Source organism: Ginsengibacter hankyongi (genome assembly GCF_008710285.1).
GTDB classification, from domain to species: Bacteria; Bacteroidota; Bacteroidia; order Chitinophagales; family Chitinophagaceae; genus Ginsengibacter; species Ginsengibacter hankyongi.
The window spans coordinates 240,450-260,426 of the sequence record NZ_VYQF01000004.1 but is presented as its reverse complement, the minus strand read 5'-3'; the positions used below and the strand labels follow the sequence as shown (position 1 = coordinate 260,426).

At 37.7% G+C, this 19,977-nt stretch carries 21 protein-coding genes; 10 read left to right on the top strand and 11 right to left on the bottom strand.

The features are described from left to right. Window positions 1-54: 54 nt before the first annotated feature. Complete coding sequence (locus FW778_RS15585; RefSeq protein WP_150415729.1) at window positions 55-1,110, bottom strand: sugar phosphate isomerase/epimerase family protein; 1,056 nt, start codon at window positions 1,108-1,110, stop codon at window positions 55-57. Between the two features lie 62 nt (window positions 1,111-1,172). Further along, complete coding sequence (locus FW778_RS15580) at window positions 1,173-2,336, bottom strand: Gfo/Idh/MocA family protein (protein ID WP_235906283.1); 1,164 nt, start codon at window positions 2,334-2,336, stop codon at window positions 1,173-1,175. A 153-nt stretch (window positions 2,337-2,489) separates the two neighbouring features. Between FW778_RS15580 and FW778_RS15575 the strand changes: the two genes are divergently transcribed. The 6 genes from FW778_RS15575 (at window position 2,490) to FW778_RS15550 (ending at window position 9,098) form a co-directional block, all read left to right on the top strand. Then, on the top strand, window positions 2,490-3,752 hold the full coding sequence (locus FW778_RS15575) for a nucleoside permease (RefSeq protein WP_150415728.1): 1,263 nt from the start codon (window positions 2,490-2,492) through the stop codon (window positions 3,750-3,752). Between the two features lie 3 nt (window positions 3,753-3,755). Beyond that, window positions 3,756-4,643, top strand: coding sequence for a hydroxypyruvate isomerase family protein (locus FW778_RS15570; protein ID WP_150415727.1), 888 nt, complete (start codon window positions 3,756-3,758; stop codon window positions 4,641-4,643). A gap of 93 nt (window positions 4,644-4,736) precedes the next feature. Beyond that, window positions 4,737-6,413, top strand: a complete 1,677-nt coding sequence (locus FW778_RS15565) for a GMC oxidoreductase (protein WP_150415726.1) — start codon at window positions 4,737-4,739, stop codon at window positions 6,411-6,413. Between the two features lie 36 nt (window positions 6,414-6,449). Continuing rightward, window positions 6,450-7,919 carry a Gfo/Idh/MocA family protein gene (locus tag FW778_RS15560; protein WP_150415725.1) on the top strand — a complete coding sequence of 490 codons (1,470 nt, stop codon included), beginning with the start codon at window positions 6,450-6,452 and terminating at the stop codon, window positions 7,917-7,919. 17 nt (window positions 7,920-7,936) lie between these two features. Continuing rightward, entirely contained in the window at window positions 7,937-8,497 is a 561-nt protein-coding gene (locus tag FW778_RS15555) for a gluconate 2-dehydrogenase subunit 3 family protein (RefSeq protein WP_150415724.1), read from the top strand. Between the two features lie 265 nt (window positions 8,498-8,762). Then, a complete protein-coding gene (locus tag FW778_RS15550) occupies window positions 8,763-9,098 on the top strand; it encodes a hypothetical protein (RefSeq protein WP_150415723.1) in 336 nt (111 codons plus the stop codon). Window positions 9,099-9,107: 9 nt separating this feature from the next. Here FW778_RS15550 and FW778_RS15545 read toward each other — a convergent pair whose 3' ends face one another. The 6 genes from FW778_RS15545 to FW778_RS15520 form a co-directional block, all read right to left on the bottom strand. Then, complete coding sequence (locus tag FW778_RS15545; RefSeq protein WP_150415722.1) at window positions 9,108-9,365, bottom strand: hypothetical protein; 258 nt, start codon at window positions 9,363-9,365, stop codon at window positions 9,108-9,110. Between the two features lie 181 nt (window positions 9,366-9,546). Then, window positions 9,547-9,936 carry a DoxX family protein gene (locus FW778_RS15540; RefSeq protein WP_150415721.1) on the bottom strand — a complete coding sequence of 130 codons (390 nt, stop codon included), beginning with the start codon at window positions 9,934-9,936 and terminating at the stop codon, window positions 9,547-9,549. Window positions 9,937-9,942: 6 nt separating this feature from the next. Then, entirely contained in the window at window positions 9,943-10,362 is a 420-nt protein-coding gene (locus FW778_RS15535) for a VOC family protein (protein ID WP_150415720.1), read from the bottom strand. A gap of 60 nt (window positions 10,363-10,422) precedes the next feature. Continuing rightward, window positions 10,423-10,947: a DinB family protein gene (locus tag FW778_RS15530; protein ID WP_202552282.1), complete on the bottom strand. Its 525-nt coding sequence runs from the start codon at window positions 10,945-10,947 to the stop codon at window positions 10,423-10,425. Between the two features lie 19 nt (window positions 10,948-10,966). Further along, entirely contained in the window at window positions 10,967-11,341 is a 375-nt protein-coding gene (locus FW778_RS15525; RefSeq protein ID WP_150415718.1) for a VOC family protein, read from the bottom strand. 139 nt (window positions 11,342-11,480) lie between these two features. After that, on the bottom strand, window positions 11,481-11,798 hold the full coding sequence (locus FW778_RS15520) for a hypothetical protein (RefSeq protein ID WP_150415717.1): 318 nt from the start codon (window positions 11,796-11,798) through the stop codon (window positions 11,481-11,483). A gap of 142 nt (window positions 11,799-11,940) precedes the next feature. Between FW778_RS15520 and FW778_RS15515 the strand changes: the two genes are divergently transcribed. Continuing rightward, window positions 11,941-12,924: a GlxA family transcriptional regulator gene (locus FW778_RS15515; RefSeq protein ID WP_150415716.1), complete on the top strand. Its 984-nt coding sequence runs from the start codon at window positions 11,941-11,943 to the stop codon at window positions 12,922-12,924. A 105-nt stretch (window positions 12,925-13,029) separates the two neighbouring features. On the opposite strand, the gene FW778_RS15510 is transcribed toward FW778_RS15515, so the two are convergent. Both FW778_RS15510 and FW778_RS15505 read right to left on the bottom strand, forming a co-directional pair. Continuing rightward, complete coding sequence (locus FW778_RS15510; RefSeq protein ID WP_202552281.1) at window positions 13,030-13,563, bottom strand: TlpA family protein disulfide reductase; 534 nt, start codon at window positions 13,561-13,563, stop codon at window positions 13,030-13,032. Window positions 13,564-13,646: 83 nt separating this feature from the next. Then, window positions 13,647-13,997, bottom strand: a complete 351-nt coding sequence (locus tag FW778_RS15505; RefSeq protein ID WP_150415714.1) for a hypothetical protein — start codon at window positions 13,995-13,997, stop codon at window positions 13,647-13,649. A gap of 108 nt (window positions 13,998-14,105) precedes the next feature. Here FW778_RS15505 and FW778_RS15500 point away from each other — a divergent pair, with 108 nt between their 5' ends. Both FW778_RS15500 and FW778_RS15495 read left to right on the top strand, forming a co-directional pair. Next, window positions 14,106-14,930 carry an alpha/beta fold hydrolase gene (locus tag FW778_RS15500; protein WP_150415713.1) on the top strand — a complete coding sequence of 275 codons (825 nt, stop codon included), beginning with the start codon at window positions 14,106-14,108 and terminating at the stop codon, window positions 14,928-14,930. Window positions 14,931-15,075: 145 nt separating this feature from the next. After that, window positions 15,076-15,603 carry a 5' nucleotidase, NT5C type gene (locus tag FW778_RS15495; RefSeq protein WP_150415712.1) on the top strand — a complete coding sequence of 176 codons (528 nt, stop codon included), beginning with the start codon at window positions 15,076-15,078 and terminating at the stop codon, window positions 15,601-15,603. Window positions 15,604-15,833: 230 nt separating this feature from the next. On the opposite strand, the gene FW778_RS15490 is transcribed toward FW778_RS15495, so the two are convergent. Continuing rightward, window positions 15,834-17,834 carry a hypothetical protein gene (locus FW778_RS15490; RefSeq protein WP_150415711.1) on the bottom strand — a complete coding sequence of 667 codons (2,001 nt, stop codon included), beginning with the start codon at window positions 17,832-17,834 and terminating at the stop codon, window positions 15,834-15,836. 213 nt (window positions 17,835-18,047) lie between these two features. On the opposite strand from FW778_RS15490, the gene FW778_RS15485 reads away from it, so the two are divergent. Further along, window positions 18,048-19,874, top strand: a complete 1,827-nt coding sequence (locus FW778_RS15485; RefSeq protein WP_150415710.1) for a sensor histidine kinase — start codon at window positions 18,048-18,050, stop codon at window positions 19,872-19,874. Window positions 19,875-19,977: the final 103 nt, after the last annotated feature.

Genomic DNA, 19,977 nt, shown 5'->3' with positions numbered 1-19,977 from the left:
TTATTTTGTAGCCTTTGTAACCCTATCTGCTGTCAGGCAGGTTTGTCGGACAAATTAATCAAGCCCCAGAACAGAACTGATCAGCTTTTCATCTTTAGCAGTTCCTGCAAAATCGTCAAATGCCTTATCCGTAACAGGAATAATATTTTTCTTTATAAACTCCGCTCCTTCCCTGGCGCCTGTCTCTGAATCTTTCAAACAACATTCCCATTCCAGCACAGCCCACCCCGGATAATCATAAGCGGCCAGTTTACTAAATATTGCTTTAAAATCTACCTGCCCGTCTCCCAATGATCGAAAACGGCCGGCCCTGTTGATCCAGCTTTGATAGCCACCATACACGCCCTGCTTACCGGTTGGGTTAAATTCAGCATCCTTCACGTGAAAAGCACGTATGCGTGAGTGATAGTTATCGATATAAGCGAGATAATCCAGGCATTGCAATACAAAGTGCGAAGGATCATATAACAAACAAGCCCTTGAATGAAAATTTACTTCTTCTAAAAACATTTCATAACTAATACCATCATGCAAATCTTCGCCGGGGTGAATTTCATAACAGACATCTACACCACATTCATCAAATTCATTTAATATAGGTAACCAACGATCAGCTAATTCTTTGAAGCCAGTTTCAACCAGCCCGGCCGGGCGCTGGGGCCATGGATACACCATGGGCCATAACAGTGAACCACTGAATGTTGCATGAGCATTCAATCCCAGGTTTTTGGAAGCCTTGGCTGCAAATTTTAATTGCTCAACTGCCCACTCTGTCCTGGCCTTGGAATTACCATGAACTTCTTTAGGCGCAAAGCCATCAAACAATTCGTTGTATGCAGGATTTACAGCTACCAACTGCCCCTGCAAATGCGTAGAAAGTTCTGTAATGTGCAAGCCACACTCATTCACTAATCCATTTAATTCGTCAGCGTAGGTTTTACTTTCAGCAGCCTTTTTTAAATCAATGCAGCGGGCATCCCATGTTGGTATTTGAATACCTGTATAACCAAGATCCTTAGCCCAAAGGCAGATAGATTTCAGGTTATTAAATGGGGGCTTATCACCAAGAAACTGGGCTAAAAAAATTCCGGGACCTTTAATTGTTTTCATTATACTTATTTAGTCTCACCCCGACCCTTCTCCAAAGTAGAGGGATAAGGATTATTAAAAAATTATATTATAAACTCCGTCCACTTTTCTTTGGACTGACCAGATGCTACTACATTTTCTATAAATGCCATTCCACGCACCCCGTCTTCGGCTCCGGGAAAATCGAGCATTTCTTTTGTTGGTTCTTTCCCTTCTAGTTTGGCTAATAATGTTTGCGCAAAATTGTGATATATATTTCCAAATGCTTCAAGGTATCCTTCAGGATGCCCTCCGGGTGTCCTGCAATTTTTTAGCGCAAAACTGCTCAATACGTTTGCATAGTTTCCACCGGCACGTAATATTTCTGTTGGCTTCTCAAGCCATTTTACTATTAATGTATTCGGTTCCTGCTGCATCCATTCAATGCCACCTTTTTCTCCATAAATTTTAATCTTTAAATTATTTTCTTCACCTGCGGCAATTTGAGTGGCACTTAACACACCTGATACATTATTTTCAAACTTTAATAAAACACTTCCGTCGTCATCCAGGTGTCTACCTTCCACAACAATATTTAAATCCGCACAAAGCTTTGTAATCTTTAATCCTGAAATATATTCTGCGAGATGCGCAGCATGTGTTCCTATATCTCCCATTGCACCCGCCTTTCCTGATTTTTTAGGATCGGTTCTCCATGCAGCCTGGGCATTGCCTTCACGCTCTGATAATTTACTTAACCATCCCTGTTTATATTCAACATAAATTTTCCTGACCTTTCCCAAAGCGCCTTCCTTTATCATTGCCCTTGCCTGCTTTACCATCGGGTAACCCGAGTAAGTATGCGTAAGGCATAATTGCAGCCCGGTCTCTTCCACTTTCTTTTTTAATTGCTTTGCTTCATCTAAAGTAAAGGTCATTGGCTTTTCAACAACCACATTGAAACCATTTTCAAGCGCCATCATTGCGGGGCCAAAGTGTGCAAAGTTGGGAGTAACAATGGTGATAAAATCAATCCGCTTATCAGCAGGCATTTTACTTTCCTTAGTAATCATTTCATCATACGTAAGATATGTTCTGTCTTCGGGGAGAAATAATTCTTTACCTGATGCTTTCGCTATTTCAGGATTAATACTTAATGCGCCGCAACACAATTCAATTAGTCCATCCATGTTTGCAGCAATACGATGTATAGCGCCAATGAAAGCATCTTTACCACCGCCTACCATTCCCATTCTTAATTTTCTCATATTAATACAATTTTTATGATTGAATTTTTAATAAATATACAGGCATGAATTATTTTTTCTACAAATAATTGAAAAAAAATTTGCTTAAAAATTTTTGTTCTCTTAAAAATAGTACATTTAAGCCTTGCTTTACTAATCGCTCAAAAATAGTAAATGAAATTAACCACACGATTGCAGCTTTCCCTGATGATGTTTATTGAATTTTTTATCTGGGGTTCCTGGTTTGTAACACTTGGTACTTTTTTGATAACTAATCTTCATGCCACGGGAGCTCAAACAGGCTCCGTTTTTTCAACCCAATCATGGGGAGCTATTATTGCTCCGTTTATAATTGGGTTAATAGCAGACAGGTATTTTAATGCAGAAAAAATCCTGGGGGTGTTGCATCTCATAGGTGCGGGATTAATGTATTATATGTATAGTGTCGGCGACATAACGGCCATTTATCCCGAATCATTTTTCTTTTATTTGTTAGCATACATGATTTTATACATGCCCACCCTTGCATTGGTAAATTCAATTTCATTTAATCAAATGAAAGATCCCGAAAAAGAATTTTCAACTATTAGAGTGTGGGGCACTATTGGATGGATTGTTGCGGGGTTATTAATCAGCTATGCCTTTTTATGGGATTCAGAAGAAAGTGTAAAGGCGGGTTTAATGAAAAATACTTTCTTAATGGCCTCCGTTGCATCATTGGTTTTGGGACTGTTTAGTTTTACACTACCAAAAACACCGCCTAAAGTTGCTCCCGGGACAAAAGTAAAAGTATCTGATATCCTGGGGTTGGATGCATTAAAATTATTAAAGGATAAAAACTTCCTGGTATTCTTTATAGCGTCAATACTTATTTGCATCCCGTTAGCTTTTTATTATCAAAATGCAAATCCATTTTTATCCAATATCGGGGTTACTAACCCCACCGGAAAAATGACTATCGGCCAAATATCAGAAGTGCTTTTTTTATTAATGCTTCCTTACTTCTTCAAAAAATTTGGATTTAAAAAAACCATATTACTTGGCATGCTGGCGTGGGCACTGCGCTATGCATTATTTGCTTATGGAAATGCAGGTGAGTTAAGCTTCATGCTCATCATGGGTATCGCCTTACATGGCGTATGTTATGACTTCTTTTTTGTATCGGGGCAAATTTACACCAATGCAAAAGCGGGAGAAAAATATAAAAGCGCTGCACAAGGGCTTATAACGCTGGCAACTTATGGCATAGGGATGCTTATCGGGTTTAAAACAGCGGGCTTGATTACCGATGCCTATACCACTTCACAAACTATATTTGACTGGAAAATGATTTGGATAATTCCTTCAGGTATAGCGCTGGTGGTATTTCTTTTATTTGCAATTTCATTCAATGAAAAAAAAGAGAAACCAATTATTGATCAAAGCTTGAAAATTTAAATAATGAGTTCAAAACAAAACAGGAGAACTTTACTTAAAAATATCGCTCTTGGCACCTCAGCCGTAATAGCTGCTCCGGCTATTTCCTTTGCAAAAAATTTTGAAGAAAAACAATCCTATAAATTGAAAGGCAATATCAATCATTCCGTTTCAAGATGGACTTTCGGTTATCTGTCATTAGATGATTTGTGTAAAGCGGTAAAAGAAATCGGGTTTAATGCAATTGATCTGGTTGGGCCAAAGGACTGGCCAACACTGCAAAAACACGGTGTGTACAGTTCTATGTGTTATACAGCCGGAGATAATAATTTATACAAAGGATTAGACAATCCAATCTATCATGAAAAGCTTATTCAGGAGTATTTAGATGTTATTCCAATAATGGCCAAAGCGGGCTATAAAAATCTAATTTGTTTTAGCGGCAAGCGCGAAGGGATGGATGATGAAACGGGAATGAAAAACTGTAAGGATGCGTTAGAAAAAATATTACCATTTGCGGAAAAGAATGGCGTTACAATGGTAATGGAATTACTCAACAGCAAAATTGATCATAAAGATTATATGTGTAACCATGTTGAATGGGGAGCAGAACTTTGTAAGCGGATCGGCTCAGAAAATTTCAAATTGCTTTTTGATATATATCACATGCAAATACAGGAAGGAGATATTATAAGAAATATACAGGACTATCATCAATACATTGCGCATTACCATACGGGGGGTATCCCGGGCAGGCATGAAATAAATGATTCGCAGGAGTTGCATTACCCGGCAGTAATGAAAGCAATTGTGAAAACCGGTTACAAAGGTTACGTGGCGCAGGAGTTTATGCCAACCTATCCTGATAAATTAGATTCGTTAAGAGAAGCTATAAAAATTTGTGATGTGTAATGACAGCATGAGGCATGCAATTTAAATTGATTTACATTCAGCAATTCGATACAACAACATTTAAACTTTAAAACTTCAAAATAATAAAATCCTATGGCAGACAATACATACGATGCAATAGTTATTGGTTCGGGTATCTCCGGAGGCTGGGCCGCAAAAGAGCTTACCGAGAAAGGCCTGAAAACAATAATGCTTGAAAGAGGCGAAAATATCGAACACGTAAAAGATTATGTAAACGCTACAAAAGGTCCCTGGGAGTTTCCACACCGTGGCGGGCGTACACAGGAAATGATAAAAACCCACCCGGTTTTAAAAAGAGATTACCCGCTAAATGAAATGAATCTTAATTGGTGGGTAGATGAACAAAAATCTCCCTACACTGAAATAAAAAGATTTGACTGGTTCAGGGGTTATCATGTTGGCGGGCGTTCACTTTTATGGGGACGGCAGAGTTATCGCTGGAGCGATCTTGCTTTTGAAGCCAATGCAAGAGATGGAATTGCTATTGACTGGCCTATCCGTTATAAAGATATTGAGCCCTGGTACACTTACGTGGAAAAGTTTGCGGGCATCAGCGGTTCCAAAGAAGGTTTACAGCAGTTACCTGATAGTCATTTTTTACCTGCAATGGAAATGAATTGCGTGGAGAAAGATGTATCAGCAAGAATTAATGACCATTATAAGGCAAAGCGCATGATCATAGGCCGTACTGCAAATATTACCGAGCCTTTACCCGGAAGAACCAATTGCCAGTACAGGAATAAATGCTGGCTCGGATGCCCGTTTGGCGCATACTTCAGCACACAATCTTCAACTTTACCGGCGGCAATGGCCACAAAAAATTTAACGCTTCGTCCATGGTCGATCGTTACAAAAATTTTATACGATAAGGATACCAAAAAGGCAACGGGTGTTGAAGTGCTCGACGCAGAAACCAATAAAACCTACCAATACTTTGCAAAAATAATTTTCCTGAATGCATCTACCTTCAACAGCACCTGGATATTAATGAACTCCGCGACTGATATATGGCCTGATGGTTTAGGCAGCAGCAGTGGCGAATTAGGTCATAATATAATGGATCACCACCTTGGAGTTGGCGCTTCGGGTACGGTTGATGGTTATGATGATAAATATTATTATGGAAGGCGTGCCAATGGAATTTATGTTCCACAGTACAGGAATATTTTGGGTGATAAAAGAGATTATTTAAGAGGCTTTGGTTACCAGGGCGGGGCAAGCCGGGAAGGCTGGAGCCGGAATGTGGCTGAAATGAATATCGGCGGCGATTTTAAAGATGCCTTGGCCGAGCCGGGCCAATGGACAATGGGAATGGGAGGCTTTGGAGAAATACTTCCCTACCATGAAAATAAAATTACGCTGGATAAAAATAAAAAGGATGCATGGGGATTAAACGTGCTTGCCTTCGATGCGGAGTGGAAAGACAATGAAAAGAAAATGAGGGTTGATATGCAAAATGACGCGGTTGAAATGTTGCAGGCGGCAGGAGTTAAAAATGTGAAAGGCCATGAGGGAGATGGAACTATCGGCAGGGGCATACACGAAATGGGAACAGCCCGCATGGGTAGCGATCCTAAAACATCTGTGTTAAATAAATGGAACCAGGTATGGGATGCACCCAATGTTTTTGTAACAGATGGGTCTTTCATGGTTTCAGCCAATTGCGTAAACCCTTCATTAACCTACATGGCTATGACGGCAAGAGCAGTAGACCATGCTGTAAGCGAATTAAAAAAACATAACCTCTAAAATAGTTTCATCTTATTACCTCTAAAAAAATTACTAATGAGCGAAGAAAAAGAAATTTCAAAGTCTAATTATTCAAGAAGAAAATTTTTAAGAAATACAGGCCTCGCAGCTACAGGGATTATGATTATTCCCCGCCATGTACTAGGTGGCAAAGGATTTATAGCTCCCAGCGACCGTTTAACGATTGCGAGTATTGGTGTGGGCGGAAAAGGGGAAAGTGATATTGCTAATTTTTATAAAAGCGGTAAAGCCGATATTGCATTTTTATGCGACGTTGATGATCGCAGGGCTGCAACCACGGTGAAGAATTTTCCAAAAGCGAAATTTTATAAAGATTACAGGGAGATGCTTGACAAAGAACATAAAAGCTTTGATGCGGTTTCGGTATCTACTCCCGACCATACGCATGCGGTGGCTGCATATTCTGCCATGCAGTTGGGAAAACATGTATATGTTCAAAAACCATTAACGCACGATGTGTATGAAGCACGCATGCTAACGAAGGCGGCTAAGCGCTATAAGGTGGTAACCCAAATGGGCAACCAGGGAGCTTCCGGCGACGGTATAAGGCAACTGATGGAATGGTATGATGCCGGTATCATTGGCGACGTGCATACGGTTTATTGCTGGACAGACAGGCCGGTATGGCCCCAGGGGATTCCAAGGCCTACCGGAGGGACTCCCATACCAAAAGAATTAGATTGGAATCTATGGCTGGGAACAGCGCCTGAAAAAAACTATTTTGACAACCTCGTTCCATTTAACTGGCGCGGGTGGTGGGATTACGGAACCGGTGCATTAGGTGATATGGGATGCCATATTGTGCAACCGGCTTTTGGCGTACTCGATCTGCAATATATAAATTCAGTACAGGCAAGTGTGGGAAGTGTTTATGTAGGTGAATTTCAAAGAGGTTATTTCCCTGAAAGTTGTCCTCCATCGAGCCATGTAATTATGAAATTTCCAAAAACCAGTAAAACACAGGGACCCGTTGAAGTACATTGGATGGACGGAGGGATTCAGCCCGAAAGACCTGAAGAATTAGGACCCAACGAAACATTTGGGGATGGCGGAAATGGTACTTATTTTATTGGGACTAAAGGCAAAATGATGTGCGGCACTTATGGCGCCAATCCACAATTACTTCCTATATCAAGAACCAATGAAGTAAAAGTTCCACAAAAATATCCACGCATACCCGGCAGCGCCGAAGGCCACTATGCACAATGGGTTGAAGGGTGTATTGCAGGGTATGGCAATGCTAAAATGGATTCAGATTTTGCTGTTGCAGGTCCATTAACTGAAGCATTGCTTATGTCGAATCTTGCTATCCGCGGATTTGATATAAGAAAACCAAGAGCTACCGGAAATGGTTTCGATTACCCCGGCCGTTATCTTGAACTTTTATGGGATAATGATAATATGAAAATTACCAATTTTGATGATGCCAATCAATTTATTAAACGTAATTATCGCGAAGGATTTGGCGTTACATATAATGTATAATTATTAAATTAATTTTTATGAAAAGAAGAGAAGCAGTACAATATATCTCACTCCTTTTGGGTGGTACTATCATAGGCACCAGTTATTTTTTAGAAGGATGCAAAAGTAAAACCGGTGTATCGATGGCTTTTACTCCAGATGATGTTTCTTACCTGGATGAGATTGCTGACACCATTCTGCCCCCGACAAAAACACCGGGAGCGAAGGCAGCAAAAGTTGGCCAGTTTATGACGGTGATGGTTAATGATTGCTATGATGCGGATGATCAAAAAATATTTCATGAGGGCATGGGCAAATTAGATGACTTTGCCAATAAAACTTACAATGACTCTTTTATGAAATTAAATCCGCAGCAACGACATGATTTGTTGGTGAAGCTGGATGGTGAGCAAAAAGATTATATGGCCAAAAAGAAAAAAGAAGACCCTACGCATTATTTCCGCATGATGAAGGAACTTACTTTATTGGGATATTTCACTTCTGAGATTGGTTGCACCCAAGCCAGGCGCTACGTTGAAACTCCCGGGAGATTCGATGGTTGTGTGGATTATAAAAAAGGAGATAAAGCCTGGGCTTAAAATTTAAATCGCAACACCTGTTACTTATTTTAAAGCAAATTATTTTGCTGTGTCTTTGCTGTTACCGGTCGTATCAAGTTTGTGCGTAAGTTTAATACCATTAGTGGTATCAGGAATATTCCCATTTACATTAGGCACGCCTACCTGGTTGTAGGTTTTTACGATGTTCTTTGTTTTAGCAGAGTAAAATAATAATACGAGGCGAACGGCTTATTTTAACAATTTTTGGTAAAGTTATTGGAACGAGGATATAAAAATTTTGTTGATGGCCAAAAGACTTATTTATATTTTCATTTTTTTACTGTCGTTTTTAATATACAGTTGCAGCAGAAAAACGCATCCTTCAAAAACATCTACAGAAACTTCCACGAAAGCAGGAACGGAAAATAGTGAATTGCCTGCAGCAACAAAAACAATTACCAAACCAAAGGCTAAAACAACGCTTCCTAAAGTTATTGTAGTTAACGACAGCGTAGCGCATAAGAGCGTTGACGGCCGGCTCTATTATGATGTGATGGGCCATAGATACTGGCGCAATAATAAAGATGGCAAATATTATCTTTTTAATAAATCAATGTATAATAACCCGGATTTTAAATAGGCCAGGTAATTAATTAGAATAAATATTCCATCGTTTTACGGGACTGATGTTATCCTGCAGAACTTCAGCATAAAACCCCAGGTCCCGTACCAGGTTAATAATACTTTGAGATTCTATTTGTGTTTCGGGGCATTTTACCCGGAGAATATGATCACAATCTTCGAGGTCGAAGTTTGCCTTATAATTAGCAAATTTTTTATGGATGCGGTCAATGATCCAGGACGCGTGTTCGCAATCCTCAACATTCGTTTTAAAAACTTCTACCATAATTTTCGATAATTAGTTTCCACTGGGGTAATAATTTACAAATCGATGAATACATTCATTTCATTATAAAGAATAAGACGATCAGGATTTAATTATGTTTTAAATGTCAATTTTTAAATGTCCATCCTGGGGCAAGGTGTCCAGTTTTATTTAGTAAACTAATTAAATTAAAAATAAAACCCTAACTGCCTTTTTTTATTTTGTGATAACATACATAGGAAACGATTAGCAGGAACAACGAAACTAACGGCTGAAAAGAATTGGGTACCAGCCCGTCTATCGATACGTAGGCAATAGTAGCAGAAATATAATCGATACCAAGTGCTACATAAGTCCACTCCTTTAACCGCCATCCTACTGGAATAATAAGGAACAAGCCCGCGATAATATGACCTATACTTACTTCCCACCGGAACCATTCGGGCAACCCAAGATGATGCATGCCATCAATTGCCATTTGGCTATTAATAAAGAAGGCACCGGACAAAAGAAACAATGCGAGCAGGCCCGTAGTTATCCAATAAATAATTTTGGTGCGTTTAAGGCTTTTGTTTTTTAAAATCATTTCCATAAATAATTAGTTTTTATTCTTACTGTAATTAAACATCCATGGTTTACCATATTTATCGGTAAGTCCGCCGAAGGTATCGCCCCAAAATTTTTCACTCAAAGGATCATCTATTCTTCCACCTTCGGATAGTTTCGAAAACATAGATTGAATCTCGTCTGCGCTGCTGCACTGAACACATATCTGCACGGTATTGCCATCAATGGATTGGCCTCTTGACATGTCGGAGCCCATTATCGTAATACCGTCTTTTACCAGTGTTGAATGAAGGATCTGGTCTTTGCCGAAACCGGGAGGCATTTGGTCAGCTACCGGCGATTCACCAACTGTTTGCATGTTAAGTTCACCACCTCCCAGGCATTCTTTATAGAATGTCATTGCTTCACGGCATTTGCCATTAAAGCCTAAATACACATTAATTTGATTCATGTTTTGTTTTTAAATTAATTATTGAAAAAATGCCCGCGCTGAAAAAAGTTTCATTTGTATTCAATGCCTGTTTCTTTTTAAAGCATTAATAATTCCTTCCAACTGGTGATTGTGTCTTTGCGTATGATACAATACAAAATGCAATAATTCCAGTTTTGTGATTTCACCAAAAACAGGAAGGTTAATAATTTCAATAAGGTTTGTTTTTTTACGGGCATCCTTTAGCCTGTCGATTGAACCGCGAAGAACCGTTATAACCTCATGCTTATCATAATTTCTATTTTCAGGTACAATAAATTGCGGTGATTGAAATTTTGTGTCGAAATCCAGGAATATCTTTTTAAGATTAGGAACACCGTCTTCAGGATTTCTTTCTGCAAGTTTACCCTCCATATCCAATCCCTGTATAATTGCATTGTTTGATTTTGTAACGTGGGTAACTAATTGCGCTGCCGTCCAGCTACCCTCAAAAGGAACTGCGTTTATGACTTCATCGCTAGTTGAGGAAATCATTTGAACTAATTCAGTCCATGTTTTGTCAAGAGATAAAAAGAGTTCTGTTGTATTAATGGTATCAGTTGTCATAAAATGTGGTTTAAAATATTTATTCTTCAATAACAGATAAAATATTTCCTGCAGGGTCTTTAAACCACGCAATCTTAGGGCCAGGTGGATTTCTGCTGATGCCTTTCTCATCGGTCTTTAACTCTTTGTATTGTTCAAAAACCACGCCTCTTGCCGTTAGTTCAGCCACTGCCTGCTCAATACTATCCACAGGGAAATTGAGGATAGTAAAAGTTGCGGGCGCATGATTGGGTTTGGGATATATCAATATCTTGTTACTTCCTTCGATCTGCAATTCTATCAATCCCATTGGATTGTCCACTACTTCAAGCCCTAGTATTTCACTATAAAATTTTTTTGCTTTTTGCAGATCATTAACAGAAAATCCGCTGAAGGCTTTAGCGCGTTTGAGCATGGTTATCGTTTTAGTTGTTAAAAAAAATAATTATTGAATGTGTTGTTTTAATCATTCATTTTAACGAGGCACATCATTTCATTATCGCTCTTGTACCATTCAATTGCGGGCGCTGCTTTATTCACACGCGGATCCTGTATTATTTCATAAAAGCGTCTTTAATACATTCTGTTTTTTTGCGCCAATCAAAAATATTACACGTTAAATATGATCCTTTATCAATTTTTAGTCTGATGTAATTATATTTTCCAGCTTCGTCGATGGTCTTTTCTTCAGCAGTGGCATAGTAAATCATGTTACCATCCTTATATTCGCTGATGCCATAATAGGCACGTTCACCGGCACGATTCCCGGTCTTTTTAATTAACTCATTAAAAGCTTCGTCAATACCAGAAGGGAAATTTTTTACCTGTAATCCAAAAACAATTACATCGGTAGTAAGATTAAATTCTTCCATATCTTCCATTTATCTACAGCACAAACCTACATTCATTAACGGGGAATTGCAGGGTGCAAATGCGCCAATATAATGGGTTGATTGCGACAAAAACATTTTCTATTTTTGTTTAATAAAAAAGTCTGCGTAAAAAATACCGGTTATGAAACACGTTTCAATACTTATTCCTAAAGGACATACCAGCGTTGTAAATATTGAAGGAACGCACCAGATATTTAATGATGTAAATTCTATATTAAAAAATATGGAACGGCCTCCATTATTTAAGGTACAGTTGGTGGGCATTTCAAAAGAAACGAGCCAGCGAAATGGCTTGTTTAAAATTGATGCCGATGTATTAATTGGTGATGTAAAAAAAACAGACCTCATCATTATTCCCGCTATCCATGGCGATCCGAAAACCATGATGGAAAATAACGCGGCATTTATTCCATGGATCGTAAAACAATATAATGCGGGTGCCGAAGTAGCGAGCCTTTGCATTGCTTCATTCTTCCTGGCGGCAACAGGGTTATTAAATGGCAAACAATGCGCAACACACTGGGCGGCGGCAAATGATTTCAGAAATACGTTTCCTGAAGTAACCCTCGTTGATGATAAAATTATGACCGAGGAAGATGGAATTTATACAAGCGGCGGTGCTTATTCATTTACCAATTTACTGGTGTATATTATTGAAAAATATGCTGGCCGTGATGTTGCCGTGATGATTGCAAAAATGTTTATGATTGATATAGACCGCATCAGTCAATCTCCCTTTATAATTTTCCAGGGGCAAAAAACACATGATGATGAACCCATAAAACAAGCGCAGGAATACATTGAAAATAATTTTGAAGAAAAAATAACGGTGGATCAGTTGGCATCAATGTTTGCATTGGGAAGAAGAAATATGGAGCGCCGGTTTAAGAAGGCAACGGCTAATACTGTTACCGAATATATTCAACGCGTAAAAATTGAAGTGGCTAAGAAAAATTTAGAAAAGAGCAGGAAGAATGTAAATGAAGTGATGTATGAAGTGGGTTACTCAGATACAAAGGCATTCAGAACTGTATTTAAAAGAATAACAGGCTTATCGCCGGTTGAATACAGAACCAAGTATAACAGGGAATCAGCAATTGCCTAACAGTGTAATCTATTTTCAAAAAAAAATAAAATACAACTGATTTACTTTTATGCAATGATCTTTTTGTACAAATAATAATGCAAATAATCCACTAATATGCAATAATTACAATTCTTTTACTATTAGCGGATAAACTTCACCTGCAAAATATTTTTTGATTTCTTCTTCATTAACAGCGTCTGTGGAATGAATCCATTTCACGTAGCCTGCAGCATTAAGAATTATACTGGTAGGAAATCCATTGTTATTATTAAGCCTGTAACATTCATCCCGGCTGATAGAAAAAATATTATAGTGAATATTATATTTCTTTTTTATTAATGCAATTTCATTTGGGCTTTCAAAAGTAAATGACACAAATTCAAAGTTTTTATATTGCTTAAAATGTTCAAATAATCTGTTTAATTGATCCATCTCAGCCATGCAGGGAGCGCATGCTGCAAACCAAAAATTTATGAAAACTACTTTACCCTTTAAAGTTCTGTTAGAACATTTTTTATTATTGGTTTTAATTGAAAATTGAGCAAACGGCTTATTGATAAATTCGCTGTTTCTTTTATCCATCATCACCAAAAATGAATCCGCGGTAATCGTGTATTTTCCTGAATCAACCTGGCTATAAGATAAAGTTGATAACATAAAACAATAAACGAATAAAACCTGTTTCATGAGGATGGTGGTCTTAAAGGCATCTGCAATTTCTTTTCAAATGACGAAAGGCTTTATGGTTTTATACCGGGGATGAAATCAAAAAAGTATTTACTTCTGTCAAAACTATCAACATAAAGAATGATATCGTTATTTAAAATATGGCTTTCGAGAGTTATTGTATCAAGTGGAAATGTCTGGCTCACAAATTTTTCAGTTAAATTATTCCTTTTGAGATAGTAAACTATCACCGTTTGTACAATGTATTTTTCTTTATAATTATCAGCCTCTATTAGCGCCAACCCTTTGGCTGTAACATCTTCATAATAATTATTTTCTTTTATATCGCAATTATCTAACTCAAGAGTTATTTTCTCTCCATGTTGTTTCAAATTATTTTGCTGGGCTGTTAAAGTATCCGGCATTTTTAAACAGTTTTATTCGCTCAATTCTAAAACTAATCAATTACACCAATCATCACAAAATATAATTACTACGAAAATTAAAAATATCTTCATACAAATAATAATACGATGCGAATTTTATTTTTAATTGCATGCATTTTTATTACAACCTTTTCAAAGGCGCAGACCGATTCACTCTCTTCAAAGTTTCCAATACATTCCAATTATTTTTCTTCTTTTGATGGCACTAAAATTTATTATGAAGTTCGTGGTAAAGGTAAACCTGTTTTCCTCGTTCATGGTTTTATAGTTGATGGCAATTCCTGGAAACACGCAACATTATATAGCGCCCTTCTTGAAAAAAATTATAAAGTAATTACGTTAGATATGCGTGGAAATGGAAAATCGGGCAAACCGCATGATTCCACTGCATACGATAATGATGCAGAAGCAAAAGACATTATCCTATTAATGAATTCACTTAAAATAAAACATTACAGCGTAGTTGGCTATTCAAGAGGTTCTATTATTACAGCAAGATTATTAGTGCTTGATAAAAGAATAAAGGATGCGGTGTTAGGTGGCATGGGCGCAGATTTCACCAATCCGGTTTGGCCAAGAAGAATTATGTTTTACCATGCATTGAGAGGAGACTCTGTCCCGGAATTGAAGGGCCTGGTTGAATATGTGCAACAGAAAAAGCTCGACCAGCTTGCTTTGGCTTATTTACAACGATCGCAGCCATCAACCAGCAAAGAAGAACTAAGCAAAGTAACACAACCTGTATTAGTTATAAGCGGCAGCGAAGATTCCGATAATGGATCTTCCGGCGAACTGGCCGGGCTTTTACCAAAAAGCACCATAGCCACTGTTCCCGGCGACCATAATCATGCATCAGCGACCAAAGAATTTGCTGATGCCGTTATTCATTTCCTGGAAAAAAATACTTATTGATGATACTGCTACAGATGCACAAGGTGCGCAGCACATTTTCTTAATGAACACAGTGTCTTAGTGAAAGATTCTTAACAGAAGCACATTTCTAAATAACATAAGGTTGATTTATTTTACTTTTAATTTTTTAATCAAATAAAAATCTATGAGAATACTTATTGATATGGATGATGTAATTGCAAATGCAGTTGAGCGTTTCCTGGAATGGTATGAAAGGGATTTTGGAGTGCGTTATACCAAAGAAGATTTAAGAGGAACCAAGTTGCATATGATTGTGCCTGAAGAGCATCGTAAGATCGTAAAAGAATATCCCCATTGCGAAGATTTCTTCAAAGACCTGCCGGTAATTGAGAAAAGCATTGAAGTAGTGGAAGAACTTAATAACCGGTTTGAAGTGTATATTGCTTCGGCTGCTATGGAATTTCCGTATTCTTTGCCGCATAAAACGAAATGGCTTGATAAACATTTTCCGTTCATTCACTGGAAGCGAAGGATTTTTTGCGGCGATAAAAGTGTATTGAAGGGTGATATACTAATTGATGATCATGATTTTAATTTATCTGTTTTTGATGGCAGGGCAATTATGTTTTCTTCTCCTCATAATCTGAATGATACAAAATATGAAAGACTCGATAGCTGGCTTGATGCAGAGAAGTTATTTGATCTGAAATAAATTTGCCTTATAGTTTTATAATGTATAGATAGAAGCTGAAGAATAAAGCAGACTACACAAGCGTCTTATGCAGCCTTAGAACAATCGCTGATTGCATTATTAGTAAGATTGGTATTGGTGATACCGGGGTTTGTTTATTTGTTTAAAGTGTTCAAGATAAAAAGTGTTGCTTAAGCCTGGATGAATGGCCTGTAGAGCTTGCCTGTCAAATTTATACCTTTCTTAAATATCTATTCTTTTATTAGTGTCGTAAAACTTTCACTATTTACATAAAACTTTACGGTACCGTTAATCACTTTTAATGAGGTGCCTTTTTTAACTGAATTATTTTTATCTGTTGTATATATGTTTATATTTTTTACGGACGCAGGAAGGCCCGTTAGCGTTGCATTTCTTGCAGCTCCCTTATTAACTATATGTATGGTGTAAACTTTTTTCTTATTATCACCAACTGCTGCAACCGTTATGCCTGGCCTGTTACAACTAACGGGCATTGAAAACAAACCCTTAGGCGTAGACGCTAATTGTTTAAAATTCCAGAGCCGCTGCGTGGGCCTCAACGGCTCATCGTTTCCAAAAATGCCTCCGCCAGCCATTGGAGAATAATCTGAAGTAAACTGCCATTGCAATATGGTTAATGGCTGGCAAACTGCCAGCAGCCGAACATATAATTCAATTTCCTGCATTATGTAAATCTGCTCTTCAAAGATTGCAGGATAGTTCCACGCTGCCGCATCAATACTTCCTTCCCCAACTATTAGCGGCACTTTCAGTTCATCAGCTGCGGCCTTCCATTTTTTTAATGTTTCGTTATCACATCCGCGCCATGAATGAAATGATATCGCACCTATGTAAGGTTTGGCTTCTGCATCATGCAAAGCTGGATAAATAAACTGATAAGTTGTCGCATCCGAATTATCGCTCAACAACATTTTAGTTGCAAGTCCGTGCAATTTGAAATATGCGCCCAATCCTTTAATTAATGCATCATGTTGCAAAGGCGTCACTCTTACATTAATACCGAGATCAGATTCATTAAAGGAAAATAATGCAACATCAGTGTTATAGTTATTTTTCAAATACAAAATATAATCCGTTATGGATTTATATATTTCATCCATTTTTGTTGAATCTAACGGGTTCCCCCAAACGCCGTTTACCGGATTCATATTGAGCTTACCAACAACAGCCCATTGCGGCGGAAACCATCCGGAAAGAATAATGGGTATCCTCATTTTACCCAACCTGGCGGCCATTTCCAGCGATTGCTGCACATGGAGATTCAACTTTCCCTCTTTGGCTGCGGCAACAGGATCCATGTTTTCTTCCGACTGCCAGAAGCTCCATGGAAACTCTACCCTGCCCCAGGCCACTCTTATATTTTGCAGGCAATAATCTATCACCTGCGGATCTGCCTTAGGATTTTGCAAACGAAAATTACCCCCAAATCCATCGAATGCTCTTCCCTCTTTTGACGTATTCAGTTTAAAAGTTATAGGTGCATTATCAATAGTTCCACTTGCTTTAATGGTAAAGGTTTTCTGAACAACAGAATCTTTTTGGGAACCAGGATCCATCAAAGAAAAATATACTCTTATTATTTTATTCGTCTTGTTATCACTTTTCTTAAAAATAATTTCAGTGGGCTTATTAAAAAGCAACGTGAGTTTTTGCTTCGCAGCAACGAAATTTATAGCTCGGGCTATAACTGTTGAATCCTGGTTAAAAGCTTTTAGTTTTATATCAAAATACTTTCGCGGCGTTACCGTATTTAAACTTCCGCCTGCACTTATATATGCATCTAACGGTAAAGACAATACGAAGAAAACTGCATCTTTTTTTACAACACCGTTTGATGAAACTGCCACGTTTACATCTGCTGTTCCTTCTTTACTATCTTCAATAGTTTCTACAAAATTGATACTATCAATTTTTGTTGTAACAATTTGTTTATTGCCAACACGAATGTATTTTGGCCGTTGATGTTCCTGTGCAGTTGCATTTATTTGGCGCCATTTATCCTCAACAACCGCCAGGCTCGATTCAAAAGGGATCAATTGCCCGTTTACACGCATACCCATTATATTACCCCACGGTTCTACTTGCGCCTGCGAAAAAGCCGCATTGCCGGGTATTACCAGGAATTGACAGATTAAAAGACATAAACTTAACTGTTTGAAAAATGTAGCCCCCCAGTCACGTACCCCGGTTTTATTTTCAAAAGATTTCATGCTATAATATTAAATGACAATGCCTTACATAAAGTTATCGATTATACGAAACGAAGTATGCAGCAAAATCGAGTACGCGAAGTTAGGTTGCGAACCAACATTTAATCATTATAGTCACATTTTTATCTGACAATAATCATATGTATTACGCTCCAATAAGACTATTTTAGCAAGAGCAAGTTTCAATTTGCAGGTCTTCAAAAAGAGCAAAGTATGTATGTTCCCGCGTTACGAAGCCGATATAATGAGACTTTACAAACACTGCAGGCATACCAGGCCGCAGTTAATGAAGCAGCTATTGTATCCATTACCGATTTAAAGGGAGTAATTATATACGTAAATGAAAAGTTCACTGAGGTATCAAAATATACAGCAGAAGAACTTATTGGAAACACGCATCGTATTATAAATAGCAGCTATCATTCTGAGAAATTTTTCAGGCAAATGTGGCAAACAATTAAAAAGGGAAAACATTGGCGGGGCGAAATCAAAAACAAAGCAAAGGATGGCACTTACTATTGGGTGGATACTGTAATTACACCATTATTGGATCAAAAAGGGAGAATTTTCCAATATCTTTCTGTCCGAAACCTTATTACTGCTCAAAAAGAAAATGAAGAAAAATTAATTAGTATCCAAAATGAGATAACAAAGAGAGAGCAGCAATTGAAGGATGCGCAGGAAGTTGCCAAAACGGGCAGTTGGTACTTTAACACACAGGATAATATTTTGGAATGGTCCGCGGAAACATATCACATATTTGAAATACCGGTCGGTACTAATATAAATTATGAATTATTTCTTCAGAGAGTTCATCCTGCGGACAGAAATAAAGTAGACAAGGAATGGAGAAGCGCGCTTAAAAATGGCGTATACGAAATTGAACACCGAATTATTACCCCAAGCGGAGAAAAATGGGTAAGTGAAAAAGCCAGGTTTGAGTTTAATAAGTCAAAGATTGCGGAAGCAGCAATAGGAACCGTGCAGGATATTACAGAAAGAAAGAAGATAGAGGTTTCCATCAGGGAATCAGAAAGTCTTTATAAAAATATTTTTAATTACAGTCCTTTCGCCATTGGAATATTTGAAAAGAAAACGTCAAGGCTTTTGGAAGTGAATGATACCGCAACAGAATTATACGGCTATTCCAGGGAAGAATTTCTTAAACTAACGGCATACGATATACGAGTAGAAGAGGAACATTCAAAATTGAAAACTCAATTATCGGGTGAAAATTATGCCCGGGATAAGTCCATAAGTACCCATATAAAAAAGAACGGGGAGATTTTTAAAGTTGAGCCTTCTATTTCCGAAATTAATTACAAGGGCAAAATCGCATACCTTATCACTATAAAAGATGTAACTGAAAAAATAAAATTGCAGGACGAAATAAACCTTGCAAAAAGAAACAGGCAAAAAGAAATAGTGGAAGCGCAGGAAAAAAGCAGATCGGAGGTTGGAATGGAACTGCATGATAATATCAACCAGCTCCTCGCAGCTTCGGGCATTTACCTTAAAAATGTACATGCTGCATCTGAGAGAGATAAGAAACTTATAGACACTGGTATAAATATCATCGCTATGGCCAATGAAGAGATCAGGAGATTATCTGCATCACTGGTTCCTCCGTCTTTGTACAATCAAAGCCTGGCGGAATCAATTGAAAATTTTACCCACAGTTTTAAGGAAACAGGCATAACTTATAGTTTAAATATAAAGATCAACGAAGAGACCATGCCAGAAGGACTTAAGATAAATATTTACCGAATTATCCAGGAACAGTTTAATAATATTATAAAATATGCTGAAGCTACGAAAGTAAAAATTGCACTTATCCAATCTGGTAACTCTTTAACATTGGACATAAGCGATAATGGAAAGGGATTCAACCTCGAAGAAAAGAGCAAAGGGATTGGTCTTACCAATATTATTTATCGTGCAGAAGCATATAACGGTAAGGCATACATTAAAACCGGTGAAGGACATGGATGCAAAATAAAAATTGAATTTATGTTGTCGCCGTTTGACAAAGCTTTATAAAAATTTAATTGAATTCTATTCCATCTTAACTCATTTAAAGATCTTTTTATCATTTTAATTTGATGGATCATTTAAATTATTTAATCTCACCTTTCTTTGATTG

Bases quoted from the DNA above. Each gene is read 5' to 3' on its own strand.
- FW778_RS15495 (WP_150415712.1), top strand. From the start codon at position 15,076: ATGAGAATACTTATTGATATGGATGATGTAATTGCAAATGCAGTTGAG.
- FW778_RS15565 (WP_150415726.1), top strand. From the start codon at position 4,737: ATGGCAGACAATACATACGATGCAATAGTTATTGGTTCGGGTATCTCC.
- FW778_RS15570 (WP_150415727.1), top strand. From the start codon at position 3,756: ATGAGTTCAAAACAAAACAGGAGAACTTTACTTAAAAATATCGCTCTT.
- FW778_RS15555 (WP_150415724.1), top strand. From the start codon at position 7,937: ATGAAAAGAAGAGAAGCAGTACAATATATCTCACTCCTTTTGGGTGGT.
- FW778_RS15520 (WP_150415717.1), bottom strand. From the start codon at position 11,798: ATGGAAGAATTTAATCTTACTACCGATGTAATTGTTTTTGGATTACAG.
- FW778_RS15575 (WP_150415728.1), top strand. From the start codon at position 2,490: ATGAAATTAACCACACGATTGCAGCTTTCCCTGATGATGTTTATTGAA.
- FW778_RS15530 (WP_202552282.1), bottom strand. From the start codon at position 10,947: ATGACAACTGATACCATTAATACAACAGAACTCTTTTTATCTCTTGAC.
- FW778_RS15500 (WP_150415713.1), top strand. From the start codon at position 14,106: ATGCGAATTTTATTTTTAATTGCATGCATTTTTATTACAACCTTTTCA.
- FW778_RS15535 (WP_150415720.1), bottom strand. From the start codon at position 10,362: ATGAATCAAATTAATGTGTATTTAGGCTTTAATGGCAAATGCCGTGAA.
- FW778_RS15515 (WP_150415716.1), top strand. From the start codon at position 11,941: ATGAAACACGTTTCAATACTTATTCCTAAAGGACATACCAGCGTTGTA.
- FW778_RS15580 (WP_235906283.1), bottom strand. From the start codon at position 2,336: ATGAGAAAATTAAGAATGGGAATGGTAGGCGGTGGTAAAGATGCTTTC.
- FW778_RS15490 (WP_150415711.1), bottom strand. From the start codon at position 17,834: ATGAAATCTTTTGAAAATAAAACCGGGGTACGTGACTGGGGGGCTACA.
- FW778_RS15505 (WP_150415714.1), bottom strand. From the start codon at position 13,997: ATGCCGGATACTTTAACAGCCCAGCAAAATAATTTGAAACAACATGGA.
- FW778_RS15585 (WP_150415729.1), bottom strand. From the start codon at position 1,110: ATGAAAACAATTAAAGGTCCCGGAATTTTTTTAGCCCAGTTTCTTGGT.
- FW778_RS15510 (WP_202552281.1), bottom strand. From the start codon at position 13,563: ATGTTATCAACTTTATCTTATAGCCAGGTTGATTCAGGAAAATACACG.
- FW778_RS15525 (WP_150415718.1), bottom strand. From the start codon at position 11,341: ATGCTCAAACGCGCTAAAGCCTTCAGCGGATTTTCTGTTAATGATCTG.
- FW778_RS15540 (WP_150415721.1), bottom strand. From the start codon at position 9,936: ATGGAAATGATTTTAAAAAACAAAAGCCTTAAACGCACCAAAATTATT.
- FW778_RS15550 (WP_150415723.1), top strand. From the start codon at position 8,763: ATGGCCAAAAGACTTATTTATATTTTCATTTTTTTACTGTCGTTTTTA.
- FW778_RS15560 (WP_150415725.1), top strand. From the start codon at position 6,450: ATGAGCGAAGAAAAAGAAATTTCAAAGTCTAATTATTCAAGAAGAAAA.
- FW778_RS15545 (WP_150415722.1), bottom strand. From the start codon at position 9,365: ATGGTAGAAGTTTTTAAAACGAATGTTGAGGATTGCGAACACGCGTCC.
- FW778_RS15485 (WP_150415710.1), top strand. From the start codon at position 18,048: ATGTATGTTCCCGCGTTACGAAGCCGATATAATGAGACTTTACAAACA.